The following is a 12,592-nucleotide window of genomic DNA, read 5'->3' as shown; positions in this document are numbered from 1 at the left end:
CGCTAGTAGTCCAGATGTTCCCGATCGACGAAATGACGCGGATCGGGCATGAGTTTCAGCGTGAACGCCAGTTCTTGTGTCGCGCCTTCGGCCGGAACATCAACGGCCGCCCTTATCGGCGGACGGCCTGGCCATAGCTGCGGATGCCATACCGTGACGGTGTAGTGGCCAGGCGACAGGTCGTCGAAATGCGCCTGGCCATTCTGCGTGGTGACCTCCGCGAAGTCAGTAGCTACCACGAGATACGCAATCATGTGGTCGTGAATATTGCAGCCGACCGCGATGACGCCGGCGCGGTTCAAGGCCACCGGCGGCGAACTTTCACCCGGGCTCAGGATGAATTGGAACGCGCCAAGCGGGGAGAAGGTGTAAACATGGTGACGCGTGCTGTCGCTGTTGCGGAACACCACGCTGTCACCCGGATGCACGACTTCCACATACGGGATGAAGGTCTCGTTCTTCTGGTCGACGTAGTGCGTGCTCGGTGCCGATGGCTGGTAGGCGCGGTCGATGGTCGCCACTCCGTCGCTGATGGGGTGACCCTGGCTATCGACCATTTTCACGGTCAAGGAACCGGCGTGGGCGGCCATTGCGGCACCCCAGGCGCACAGACACAGCACGCGCGAACGCCAGTGGTTCATCGACAGCCCCCTGCTTGAGCCCACCACATCGTTTACCACGGTCGCCATACAGGCTAACCGAGGTTTATCGCCGGATTTTGATCTCTGAGTCTCGATTGGAGCGCGGACCAAGGCATCCAGACATTTGTCGGCAGGGGCATATGGATCTGAAGCGCCGGACGCCTCAGGGGCTGCCGGTGTGTGTTTGATATGGACCGTTCCGTGTGATGCCTGGCGGCTCGTATTGTCTGGACAGGAGCGCTTGAGCCGCCCGGCAATTTGCTACGGGGACAGTTCAACGAACGCTGGCACAGGTTACGAATGGGTCCGATGATGCGCGTCACCACTTCGGAGAAGCACATGTCTGCAGTTACCAGAATTCTTTCCGTTTCCATGCTGGCCTTGTTGCATCCGCTGTCCGCTCTGGCATGCGCAAACAAATCGAATGATCCGGCGGAGGTTGTCCAGGCGCAGGTTGACGCCTACAACGCGCACGATGTCGCCACGTTTGCCTCCTGCTACGCCGATGACGTGACCGTCGCCGACCTCGGCGGCAAACGTCCGGCGATTACAGGCGTCGTAGCGCTGAAGCGCGGTTATGCCTTTCTTGCGACTGCACCGAAGGAGTTTCGCGTGGTGATCGTCCAGCGCGTCGTCAACGGCCTCGTCGTGGTCGACCAGGAGCGTTTGATGGGTCTTCCGCCGGGCAAGGGGCAGCCCGAGGCCGTCGCGGTATACGAAGTGCGAGACGGTAAGATCCGGCATGTGTGGTTTCCGCCGCAGAGCTGACCGGCCCGAGGATGGCTTGATCTTCAAGCGACCGCCATGCGCGCCATTTGCTTACACCCCGGCGCGATGGCCTGATCGGCAATGCGATGGCGTGCTGCTACGCCATCGCTAGCCTCCAGCACTTCAGTCCGCCACGTCCGCGACCAGCCGATCCAGTTCCGCTTTCAGCGTGGCGCCGTGCGTGCGCAGCCAGTCGCGCTGTTCGCGCCACTCGGGCATCAATTGTTCCACTTGCGCCCAGAAGCGCGGTGCGTGACTGCGTACCTTGAGGTGGCAGAGCTCATGCACCAGCACGTAGCGCAGCGCAGCGGGGGGCGCCAAGGCCAGGGCAAGGTCGAGGTTGATGCGGTCGCGGGTGTCGAGGCTGCCCCACAGGCTCTTCATCGGCCGCACCTTCAACGCGGTGGGTGCGAGGCCCAGCTGCGGCACGTACAACGCCAGCCAGCGCGACACGTCTCGGCGTATCAGCGTTTCGAAATGCGAGGCCAGCAGGCCGCGCGCCACCAGCAGGGCGCGGGTGTGCGGGCGCGGGATCACCAGGGTGAGTCCGCCGGCGGACGCCTCGACCTTCGGATAGGCGCCTTCGTCCCAATCCAGCGCGACTTCCTCTCCACGCAACGACACCGTGGTGGCGTGCCCAACGCGCAGCGGCGGCAGGGGTTTCACGACCAGGTTGAGCTCGTCGAGCTTCTGTTCCAGCCAGTCGGCGTGGTGGCGCAGGAAGGCGCTGACCTGCGCCGGATGGGTGCCGTCGGGGTAGGTCACGCGCGCGCCCCTGGCCGTGACCGTGAGGCGCAGGCGCCGCGCGCGCGGATGGGCGGCCTTGAGCACGCGGATGGTGTTGCCGCCTGCGGTCGCCAGTTCCAGCCAGTCGCCTTCGAGATGCTGCGCCATGATCCTGCTGCCTGCCTAACCGGAATCCCGAACTGCCGCCTTCTGGCGATTGTTCGAGTCAGCGAGTCCGGCACCTGTCCGGTCTCGCTGTCGCGGATCAGGCACTTGCGTGCTTGACCGCGCGCGGCCCGTCCCTGTGCCGCGGGCGCCGCCATGGGTTGGCGAGAGCCCGGATGGACAGTATGGGGGGAGGACTACGCCCTGACGCAAGGGCCGCGGGTCATGGTGCCCGCAAACCCTTGTCCGAGCCCAATCTCACGCGTCGGCGGGACGCGGTAGGCCGAACCATTCCTCCAATTTGGCCAGCAAACGCTCCAGTTCCAGCGTGAGCAGGGCAAACCCGGCGTCGGCCTCGGCGGCGGCATCCTCGTGGCTGTCGCCCAGTTCTTCCGTCACCACGTCGAGGAATTTCAGCTTGCGCACGATCAGGTCCTCGCCCAGCACGAAACTCATGCGATCGTCGAACACCAGGCCGAGCTGGAACACCTGCTTGCCGTTGCGCAGGTGCTCTTTCACCTCTTCCGCATCGAGATCCTGGCGGCGGCATTTGGCGATGGCGCCGGTGGCGGTGGCCGGGTCGCGCAGTTCCACCTCGTCGCCCAGCGCGAGGCCGGCGGGCAGCGTGCCGTTGGCGAGCCAGTCGGTCATCAGCACGCGCGGACCTTCCTCCGGCGCCAGCGGCACGGCGGGGAAGCTGCCCAGCGCCTCGCGGATCTGGCTGAGCGCGTTCTCGGCACTCTTGCGGCTGGAGGTGTCCAGCACCAGCCAGCCGTGCCGCGTGTCCACATAGGCGGAGAGCCGCGAGCTGCGCACGAAGGCGCGCGGCAGCAGCTCGGTGAGCAGATCTTCCTTGAGCCGCTTGCGTTCGCGCCCGCCCACCTTGCGGCCTTCCTCTTCGGCGATCTTGCGCACCTTGCGCTGCAACTCGTCGTTGACCACGGCAGCGGGCAGCAACTTGTCTTCGCCACCCACGGTGAGCCATGTGCAGTGCTTCACTGCATGGGTGAGGGCGGCTTCCTCGCCACGGCCGACCGGCGGCACGAAACCCTTGGTGAACATCTCCAGCGGACCGCAAGGACGCAGGCGGTGTTCGCCCAGCGCTTCATCTAGGCGCTTCAGGTCGTCGGCAACGGCAGGGGAAAAACGGAACAGGGTGAGGTTGCGGAAGAACATTGGATATCCATGCAGATGCGAAGGCCGCCTTGCGGCGGCCGTTCGCGGAACGACAAACCAGCGGGATCAGCGGCAGACAGCAGCGATAGCCCTGGTCACGTAGTCGATATTGCCGGTGTTGAGCGCGGCCACGCAAATCCGGCCAGTGGAAAGCGCGTAGATGGCGAATTCCTCGCGCAGGCGATCCACCTGCGCCTTGCTCAGACCCGAGTAAGAGAACATGCCGGCCTGCTTGTTGATGAAGCCGAAGTCCGGTGCGCCCAACGCGGCAAGCCTGTCCACGAAGGCCGCACGCATCGCGTGGATGCGGCCGCGCATTTCGCCCAGCTCCCGCTCCCACAACGCGCGCAGTTCGGCACTTTCCAGCACGCCGGCCACCAGCTTGCCGCCGTGCGTGGCGGGGCTGGAGTAGTTGGCACGGATGGTGGTCTTGATGTTCGACAGCAGGCGCGCAGCCTCGCTGCGGTCCGCGCCGACGAAGCTCAGCGCGCCCACGCGCTCGCCATACAGCGAGAACGACTTGGAGTACGAGTTCGCCACCACGAAGGCCGGAATGCCCGAATCCGCCAGCAGGCGCACCGCGAGGGCATCGTCGGTGGAGTTCTTGTCGAAGCCCTGGTAGGCCATGTCGACGAAGGGCAGCAAGCCGCGGTCCTTCATCAGCGCCACCACCTGCGCCCACTGCGCGGCGTCCAGGTCCACGCCGGTGGGGTTGTGGCAGCAGGCATGCAGCAGCACCACGGTGCTGGGTTCCAGCTTGCCGAGATCTTCCAGCATGCCGGCGAAATCGAGGCCATGGCTGGCGTCGTCGTAATAGCGGTAATCGATCAGCTGGAAGCCGGCGGTGCGGAACACCACGTGGTGGTTGCCCCAGCTGGGATTGCTGATCGCCAGCTTCGCATTCGCGCCCAGCACTTTCTTGAGCAGATCCGCACCCACACGCAGCGCACCGCTGCCGCCGATGGTCTGCGCGGTGGCCACGCGGCCCGCTTCGAGGATGGTCGCGCCCTCGCCGAACAGCAGTTTCTGCGTCGCGCGGTTGTACGCGGGCAGGCCATCGATGGGCAGGTAGCTGCGCGGCTGGTCGTCGCGGGCAAGCGCCTGTTCCACCTGACGCACCGCGCCCAGTACCGGCACCTTGCCCTGCTCGTCCACGTAGATGCCCACGCCAAGGTTCACCTTCTCCTTGCGCGGATCGGCCAGGTAGGTTTCGGTGAGGCCGAGGATCGGGTCGCCCGGCGCCATTTCAACGGAAGCAAAGATGGACACGTGTTTTCTCGCTGCTGCTTTGAATGGGGAACTCAAATGGAAGTATGGACGTCCATACGGACGAACACCCAATGATGTCAGATTTCGCTGCCGCCGGCGCCATGGAGCCGGTCGGATGTTGGCGATCGAGGCGAAAATTCGACTGCGCGAGGATCGATTTTCGACGGATTGCCGCCCTGTGCCGATGGCACAAGGCAAGACTCGGCGGAAGTCGAAGCCGCATCAGGCGGATTTGCTGCCCGATCGGCCAACGTCCGGCAGGCTCCCAATCCCTCGAAATCGAACAGCTTGCGGTCGGCCAGCTGCGAAGGAGCCACATTGCCCAGCGCACGGAATATCGTCTCGCTGCGCCCGGGGTGTTCGTGCTCCCATTCGTCCAGCATGCGCCGCACCTGCTTGCGCTGCAGGTTCTCCTGCGAGCCGCAGAGGTTGCAGGGGATGATGGGAAATTCCCTCAGAGCAGCGTATTCGGCGATCTCGCTCTCGCGGCAATACGCCAGCGGGCGGATCACTACGTGGCGGCCGTCGTCCGAGCGCAGCTTGGGCGGCATCGCCTTCAGGCTGGCCTGGTGGAACAGGTTGAGGAAGAAGGTGGCCAGGATGTCGTCGCGGTGGTGGCCCAGCGCGATCTTGGTGATGCCGTTCGCCGCCGCCCACGTGTACAGCGAGCCGCGCCGCAGCCGCGAACACAGGCTGCACATGGTCTTGCCCGCCGGGATCACCCGGGTGACCGTGCTGTAGGTGTCCTGCTCGATGATGTGGAACGGAACGCCGCGCGACCTCAGGTATTCCGGCAACACATGTTCGGGAAACCCCGGTTGTTTCTGGTCCAGGTTCACCGCGATCAGCTCGAAGCGCACCGGCGCCTTCGCCTGCAGCTGCAGCAGCATGTCCAGCAGGGTGTAGGAATCCTTGCCGCCGGACAGGCACACCATCACCTTGTCGCCGTCCTCGATCATCCGGAAATCCGTGACCGCCTTGCCGGTGAGGTGACGCAGTCGCGTGGCGAGGCGTTCCGTCTCGGCGGCGGGCGTGGCGGTGGATTCGGGCAGCGCGGACATGGCGGGCATCGGGACGGCGGACGGCAGGACAACCATTGTACCTGCCCGCTCAGGCTGCATCGGGCGGCGCTACACTAGCGGGCATCATCCGCACCGTCGCGCCCGCCATGCAGGTACAGGATCAAGCCGAAACCGCCCGACTGCTCGCCGAACTCCGGCAGGAGCACCGCGACCTCGACTCCGCCATCGGCCAACTGGCCGCCGCGATCGGCCGCGACGAGCTGCAGCTCACCCGTCTGAAGAAGCGCAAGCTGCTGCTGAAGGACCACATCGCACGGCTGGAAAGCAATCTGATCCCCGACCTCGACGCATGACCGTCCTGGCCGCTCCCGTTCTGCTGCGCGATGCACATGTCGCGCTGGAGCCGCTCACCCTGGCCCATGTCCCTGCGCTGGAAGCGGCCGCCGCCGACGGCGAACTGTGGAAGCTGTGGTTCACCAGCGCACCCGCGCCCGGCGAAGCCGGCGCCTACGTGGAGAAGGCGCTGGCCGGGCAGCGTGCCGGAAGCATGCTGCCGTTCGCAGTGCGCGAGCTGGGTAGCGGCGAGATCGTCGGTACCACCCGCTACTACGACGTCACGCCGGAATTGCCGCGTGTGGCCATCGGCTACACGTGGTATGCCAAAAGCTGGCAGAAGAGCCATCTCAACACCGCCTGCAAGCGCCTGCTGCTCGCGCATGCCTTCGATACGCTGCGCTGCGCGGCGGTGGTGTTGCATACCGACCACCGCAACCTCGACTCGCAGCGCGCCATCGAACGCCTTGGCGCTCACCGCGACGGTGTGCTGCGCAACGACAAACGCCGCCCCGACGGCAGCCTGCGCGACACCGTGTGCTATTCCATCCTCGATCGCGAGTGGCCGGATGTCGACCGTTGGCTGGAACTGCGGCTGGCGCGGCTGGCCGATGCGTCCATGCGCGGATGATTTGGCAGTGATTGCAAGGGTGCGTGGTTGTTTTCTCCACCGGATTTGCATGTAAGGGAGTGCGGAGGGTCTTGCGGCACTCCGCTTTGTGGCGCAGCCTCGACGCTGCCCGGCCGTGCGGACGTTCTTGCGCCATGGCTGCCGCCGTCGCGGAACGATTGAACCGGAATCGCCGGGCTGGGTATGGACGCATGCAGGGATCGGTTGATTCCGGGAGCAGCCATGCACGACGGTCGGGCGAAGAAGGGCGGACGCTGGGGCGCCATTTCGGCAAGCGAGGAAGTGGCCCTGCTCGGTCGCGTGGCCACCGAGGATGCCGATGCCTTCGAGCAGCTGTACCGCCTTTACAGCCCACGCCTGCAACGCTTCGTCCGCGGCATCGCCAAACAGCCGGCGCTGGTCGACGAGATCCTCGATGACACCATGCTGGTGGTGTGGCGCAAGGCGTACACCTTCAACCACGGTTCCAAGGTGTCGACCTGGATATTGGCGATCGCCTATCGGCAGGCGTTGAAGAAATTGCGCCGCAACGGTGTATCCGTGGACTTCGATACGGGTGAACTCCCGGAAGTTGCCGGTGCCGCCGGGCCCGAGGAAGAGCTGCAGCAGCAGGAGTTGCACGCGCACCTGGATGTTGCGCTTGCGACGCTGTCGCCCGAGCAGCGCGCCGTGATGGAACTCACCTATTACTTCGGCTATGCCTGCCGCGAAATCGCGCAGATCGTGGGCTGTCCGGTCGATACCGTGAAGACGCGGATGTTCCATGCGCGCCGCAAGCTCAAGCTCTGGCTGACGGCGCACAGGGAGGCCATATGAAGGGTCGCGTCATCAGGTTCGAAGGCTCCACCCACGCACAGTCCGATCGCCTGCTGCCCTGGTGGGTCAATGGCACCCTTGCGGACGGCGACCGCGCGCAGGTGGAGCGGCACCTTGCGGAGTGCGCGACGTGCCGGCGCGAAGCTGCATGGCTGCGTGCATTGCAGGAAGAATATCCGGGCGACGAATCGGTGGCGTTCAACGCGCCGCGCGTGATGCGTCGTCTGCGCCGGCGCATCACGACGGGTGCGTCCGTGATGCCCATCCCGCCGGTTTCGGTATGGCGGCAACGCGGTCGGCGGCTGGCATGGCTCGCAGCGGCGGAAGCCGTGCTGATCCTCGGGCTTGGCGCCGTGGCGTTCCGCCAGCAGCACGCGACGTACCACACGCTTGGCGCGCCGTCGGTCAGAGCTTCGGTGCTCGTCGTGGCGTTCGATCCGCGCATCAGCGAAGCCCGGCTGCGCCAGCTGTTGCGTGCCGGCGATGCGCGCATCGTGGATGGTCCGACCGCGGCCGGCGCCTATCTGCTGCGCGTGCCCGACGCGCACATCGATGCGGCACGCAGGATGCTGCGCGACTCCCCCGAGGTCACGATGGTGGAAGGCCTCGAAGCGGACGGTCAACCATGAGTCGCCTCTGGCCGCGCCTGATCACGGGCTGCGCGCTCGGCCTCGCCGTTTGCGCGCCGATCCGGAGCGCGGCGTCGGAGCCGGGCTTCGCAGCGGCCCAGCCACGGGTGCTGGTCATGCTGCGCATGTCGGCGCCGCATCTGCGCGGAGGCGACGGCTATGCGGGTGGCGATTACCAGGTGGCACCCGAAGCCGTCGCGCGCAAGCGCATGGCGCAGGCGCTGGCACATGAGCATGATCTGCGGCTCCTCGACAGCTGGCCGATGCCGGCGCTGGGCCTGGACTGCTTCGTGATGCAGGCGCCGGCGAACACTTCGACACGGCAGCTGCTGCAGGCACTGTTGCGCGATGCACGGGTGGAGTCGGCCGAGCCGGTGCAACGCTTCCACGTGCTGGGGGCGGCGGACCCGCTCTATCCATTGCAGCCGACGGCCAGCCAATGGCATCTCGCCGAGTTGCACGCCGTCAGCACCGGCAAGGGCATCACCATTGCCGAGATCGACAGCGGCGTGGATACCACGAACCCCGACCTCGGCGGACAGGTGGCGCTGACGCGCAACTTCGTCGGGGACGGCGACTACCGTGCCGAGCGGCACGGGACGGAAGTGGCCGGCATCATCGTCGCCCGCGAGGGCAACGGCGTGGGCATCGCCGGTGTGGCGCCTGGTGCTCGCCTGCTGGCCTTGCGCGCGTGCTGGCAGGCGGCGGATGGCGACGCATCCAGTTGCGACAGCTTTACTCTGGCCAAGGCGCTGCAATACGCGCTGGAAACCCGCGCCGTGGTCTTCAACCTGAGCCTGGCCGGTCCGCACGACCGCCTGCTGGAGCGGCTGCTGGACGTCGCCTTGTCGCGTCACGTCACGGTCGTTGCCGCGGTGGACCCTACGGCTACGGACGGCGGTTTTCCGGCCTCGCTGCATGGCGTGGTGGCGGTGGCCGACGAGCAGACAGGCCGGGCCGTCATTCCGGATGAGCTGCAGGCTCCCGGTGCGGATGTCCCCACCACCGAGCCTGGCATGCGCTGGAATTTCGTGACTGGCACATCGTTCGCGGCGGCGGAAGTCAGCGGGCTGGTGGCGCTCCTGCGTGCGTCGTCGCCCGGCGTCGGCCCCGCCGCGCTGCACGACGCGCTGAACACGGGAGCCGCGCTAGGCTTCGCATCACTGCGGCCAGCGGTGATCGACGCGTGCGCGGCGGTGGTGCGGGTGAGCGGGCGTTGCAGCTGCGACTGCGCCACGGCGAGTGCGTCGACGGGAGCGCCGCGTCGATGAGAACGCCTGCGTGTTGCGAACCGTCGTCGTCGTGGCCGCCCTCCTGTGCATGGCGCAAGCCCATGCGCAAGTCGCAGCCAGCGCGACGCTGGCGTCGGACTACCAGTTCCGCGGCGTTTCCCTCAGCGACGGACAGCCTTCGGCCCAGTTGTCGATCGACTACGACCAGCCGGCGAGCGGCTGGTACGAGGGAGGCATGATGTCCACCGTACGCGCCGATGCGCGGGATGCTGTCCAGTTGCTTGGCTATGCCGGCTACGCCCGGCGCCTGGGCGCGGACTGGAGCTGGGACGCGGGCGTGCGCTACAGCCGGTTCACGGGGGCGGAATCCTACGCCTACACGGAGGCCTATGCGGGCCTGAGCTATCGGCAACTGACGGGCCGCATCTACTACGCACCGGATTACTTCGGTTTCGGAGCCGCTGCGCTGTATGCCGAGCTCGACACCAGCCATGCGCTGACGCAGCACTGGTATCTCTTCGGCCATGTCGGATGCCTGCGTCACGGTGGCGACGTGGCCAGCGATCACACCAGCCGGTTCCGCACCGACATGCGCGGAGGGCTGGGCCTGGCGCTTGCACCCTGGGACATCCAGCTGAGCTGGACTGCGGTGCGTGGCGCGCGTGGCTACGACCTCGTCTATGACTATCCGGCAGGTGCGGACGTGCGGCGCTCCGCCTGGCTGCTCGGCGTTTCGTATGCGTGGTGAGGTTTTCGATCCGGATGGCCGTTGCATGAGGCAGGTGTAACGGCATCCAAAGCGCCCGTCCGCCGATCAGACGAAGGTGGGATGGGCAATACGGCAAGGACGGGAGGCTGCTCCGCGGCAGGGATTCGCTCGTCTTCACGCAGGACTCCCGGTTGCGCATCGCGCCTGCCGCGCGGTGCGGGCAGCCCTCTTTTGTCATGCAACCCGAACGGAGGAATCCCCATGGTACGCATCCTGATTTCCGCACCGATCATGCGGCGTCTCGCACTGGCCTTGCTTGTCGCCGGGGTGGCCGCGGGCAGCTTGTATGCAAGGACGGCAGCTGCCCAGGACGACGATGGCAACATCCTCGTCGCCGACCAGTTCAACAACCGCGTCGTTGAAATCAATCGCCAGACACACCTGGTGGTGTGGCGGTTCGGCAACGGCTCCGACTTGCCGGGTCCGCACAGCGTCGTGGGCACCAACGATGCCGAGCGCTTCGGCTCGCTCACCCTGATCTCCGGTACCGGCACGCCGCCGGGCCTGCCCGGTTGCAGCGACACCGTGAACGGTTGCCCCGACAACCGTGTGTTGATCGTCGATCACAACGGCGACATCCTCTGGCAGTACGGTCAGGCCGGCGTGGGTGGGGCCGGGCCCGACCAGCTCAACACGCCGGTGCAGGCCTTGTTCCTGGTCAGCTTTCCGGATCACTACGGGTCGCACGTGTTGATTGCCGACCAGGCCAACCAGCGCGTCATCCTGGTCAACCTGCGCAAGCAGATCGTGTGGCAATACGGCAGCACCGGCGTCAGCGGCGACGGGCCGAACCAGCTCAACAACCCGAACAGCGCCGAGGTGCTGGCCAACGGTCACATCCTGATCGCCGACGAGAGCAACAACCGGGTGATCGAGGTCACCAAAGACGGACAACTGGTGAAGCAGTTCACTGCGCAAGGCACGGTGAGCGGCGCGGCGTTCGCCAGCCGGCTGCCCGACGGCGACACCTTGATCACCGACTCCAACAACAACCGCATCGTCGAAGTGGACGGCAACGACAAGCCAGTATGGCAGTACTTCACCAACGCAGAGACCGGCAGCAATCCGGCGCCGCTGCCTACCCGGGCAGTGCGACTGCGGAACGGTGACACGCTGATCAGCGACCAGTTCAACGACCGCGTGATCGAGGTGAACAGGCTGGGGAAGACGGTGTTCACGCAAGGAGCGTTGAACATGCCCGGCAGTGGCTACAACCAGCTCAATGGGCCCTACGATGCCAAGGAGATCGGCGATTTCACCGGACTGACGCCACCGTTCGGATACTGAAACCGTGACCGGGTGAAGGCCCTGAAGCGCCAGGCCCCCGTTTGCCGGGGGCCTGGTTTCATGGCATTGCGATGCAGAGCCGCGGTTTCAGTGCGACAGCGCGAACCCGGTGAGGATCTGCGCGGTTTCGTCGGGCTTTTCCAGCTCCGGCATGTGGCCGCAGCCGATCAGCGTGCTGGTGCTGATGGCGTTGGCGTGGACGAGGCCATTGCGCAGGCTGTCCTGGGCGGAGATGTCGATCACCTTGTCGCCGTTGCACCACAGGCCCAGCACCGGCATCGTGAGCTGGCCGAGGCGGTTCTGCAGGGCGAGGTATTGCGAAGGTTCGCGCAGCTCGTCGAACACCTTGGCGATGAAGGCGTGATCCGCCACGTTGCGCGCGACCAGTGCATCCACGAAGCGGCCGGGAATATCGGGCCGCTTGGCGAGCACGAGGTCGGTGGCGCGCCAGAAGCCTGCGCGGTCTGAAAACGCAAACGGGTCCTTGCCGGCCAGCGACTCGCGCGCGAAGGCGTTTTCGTTGAACTTCAGTCCGAAGCTGTCCAGCAGCGCCAACGCGCTCACGTGCTCGGGATGTTCGGCGGCATAGGTGCCGGCAATGGCGCCGCCCATCGAGTGCCCTGCCAGCAGGAAACGATCGAGGCCCAGCGTCTGCACGAAGGTTTGCAGGCGCACCGCTTGCGCGTCGATGCCGTAGTTCGCGGCCATGTCGCGCGAGGACTCGCCCCAGCCCGGCAGGTCGGGGATGACGAGGTGGAAGTGCGGCGTGAGCTGCTTGGCCATGTCCAACCACACTTCCTTGCTGTCGGCAAAGCCGTGCAGCAGCACGATGGTGGGACCGCTGCCGCCCTCGTAGTACGACCAGCGCGTGTCGCCGGCCTGCACCGATTTCTTGTCCAGGTGCGCGGCCATCGCCTCGCGCGCGTAGTTGGCGCGCAGCAGCCACTGCGGCGCGAACAGGTAGCTGCCACCCAGCAGCACGCCCAGCACCACCACCACGATGGCGAGGAACTTCAGCCGGCGGATGAGCATGCGCTTCCAGAGCGGGCGGGCGGGGATGTCGGTGTTGGGCATGATGTGAACTCACGGAGCGGGTGATTCGCCATCCCGCCTTTGACGGGACGGCGA

The 12,592-nt window shown here is 66.1% G+C and carries 13 protein-coding genes and 1 pseudogene; 8 read left to right on the top strand and 6 right to left on the bottom strand.

Going from position 1 to position 12,592, the window contains the following annotated elements:
* Positions 1–2 precede the first annotated feature (2 nt).
* Positions 3–689 (bottom strand): carboxypeptidase regulatory-like domain-containing protein, encoded by a 687-nt coding sequence (locus IHE49_RS05790; protein ID WP_192155820.1) that lies wholly within the window; start codon positions 687–689, stop codon positions 3–5.
* 261 nt (positions 690–950) lie between these two features.
* Here IHE49_RS05790 and IHE49_RS05785 point away from each other — a divergent pair, with 261 nt between their 5' ends.
* Positions 951–1,409: a nuclear transport factor 2 family protein gene (locus IHE49_RS05785; protein WP_225578206.1), complete on the top strand. Its 459-nt coding sequence runs from the start codon at positions 951–953 to the stop codon at positions 1,407–1,409.
* Between the two features lie 123 nt (positions 1,410–1,532).
* Here IHE49_RS05785 and IHE49_RS05780 read toward each other — a convergent pair whose 3' ends face one another.
* The 4 genes and pseudogenes from IHE49_RS05780 to ttcA form a co-directional block, all read right to left on the bottom strand.
* Positions 1,533–2,303 carry a YgjP-like metallopeptidase domain-containing protein gene (locus IHE49_RS05780; RefSeq protein ID WP_192155818.1) on the bottom strand — a complete coding sequence of 257 codons (771 nt, stop codon included), beginning with the start codon at positions 2,301–2,303 and terminating at the stop codon, positions 1,533–1,535.
* Positions 2,304–2,558: 255 nt separating this feature from the next.
* Entirely contained in the window at positions 2,559–3,476 is a 918-nt protein-coding gene (locus IHE49_RS05775; protein ID WP_192155816.1) for a recombination-associated protein RdgC, read from the bottom strand.
* A 66-nt stretch (positions 3,477–3,542) separates the two neighbouring features.
* Positions 3,543–4,745: an amino acid aminotransferase gene (locus IHE49_RS05770; RefSeq protein WP_192155814.1), complete on the bottom strand. Its 1,203-nt coding sequence runs from the start codon at positions 4,743–4,745 to the stop codon at positions 3,543–3,545.
* 263 nt (positions 4,746–5,008) lie between these two features.
* Positions 5,009–5,806, bottom strand: a pseudogene (gene ttcA, locus IHE49_RS05765) (tRNA 2-thiocytidine(32) synthetase TtcA); the annotation flags it as partial.
* A 107-nt stretch (positions 5,807–5,913) separates the two neighbouring features.
* Here ttcA and IHE49_RS05760 point away from each other — a divergent pair.
* The 7 genes from IHE49_RS05760 to IHE49_RS05730 all read left to right on the top strand — a co-directional run bounded on the left by IHE49_RS05760 (position 5,914) and on the right by IHE49_RS05730 (position 11,464).
* Positions 5,914–6,120, top strand: a complete 207-nt coding sequence (locus IHE49_RS05760) for a DUF465 domain-containing protein (RefSeq protein ID WP_192156088.1) — start codon at positions 5,914–5,916, stop codon at positions 6,118–6,120.
* Positions 6,117–6,731, top strand: coding sequence for a GNAT family protein (locus IHE49_RS05755; protein ID WP_192155810.1), 615 nt, complete (start codon positions 6,117–6,119; stop codon positions 6,729–6,731). Before IHE49_RS05760 ends, IHE49_RS05755 begins: the two co-directional genes overlap by 4 nt.
* A gap of 222 nt (positions 6,732–6,953) precedes the next feature.
* Positions 6,954–7,547, top strand: coding sequence for a sigma-70 family RNA polymerase sigma factor (locus tag IHE49_RS05750; RefSeq protein ID WP_192155807.1), 594 nt, complete (start codon positions 6,954–6,956; stop codon positions 7,545–7,547).
* Positions 7,544–8,176: a zf-HC2 domain-containing protein gene (locus tag IHE49_RS05745; RefSeq protein ID WP_192155805.1), complete on the top strand. Its 633-nt coding sequence runs from the start codon at positions 7,544–7,546 to the stop codon at positions 8,174–8,176. The genes IHE49_RS05750 and IHE49_RS05745 overlap by 4 nt, the downstream gene beginning before the upstream one ends.
* A complete protein-coding gene (locus IHE49_RS05740) occupies positions 8,173–9,447 on the top strand; it encodes a S8 family serine peptidase (protein WP_192155804.1) in 1,275 nt (424 codons plus the stop codon). The genes IHE49_RS05745 and IHE49_RS05740 overlap by 4 nt, the downstream gene beginning before the upstream one ends.
* A gap of 10 nt (positions 9,448–9,457) precedes the next feature.
* Entirely contained in the window at positions 9,458–10,156 is a 699-nt protein-coding gene (locus IHE49_RS05735; protein WP_192155802.1) for a TorF family putative porin, read from the top strand.
* 222 nt (positions 10,157–10,378) lie between these two features.
* Entirely contained in the window at positions 10,379–11,464 is a 1,086-nt protein-coding gene (locus tag IHE49_RS05730) for a hypothetical protein (protein ID WP_192155800.1), read from the top strand.
* Between the two features lie 87 nt (positions 11,465–11,551).
* Here the strand turns inward: IHE49_RS05730 and IHE49_RS05725 are convergent, their stop codons facing one another.
* Positions 11,552–12,538, bottom strand: a complete 987-nt coding sequence (locus IHE49_RS05725) for an alpha/beta fold hydrolase (protein ID WP_225578204.1) — start codon at positions 12,536–12,538, stop codon at positions 11,552–11,554.
* Positions 12,539–12,592: the final 54 nt, after the last annotated feature.

This window comes from Rhodanobacter sp. 7MK24, assembly GCF_014842995.1.
Lineage (GTDB): Bacteria > Pseudomonadota > Gammaproteobacteria > Xanthomonadales > Rhodanobacteraceae > Rhodanobacter_A.
Note: the sequence above shows the minus strand (reverse complement) of the source record. Positions and strands in the feature narration are given on the sequence as shown.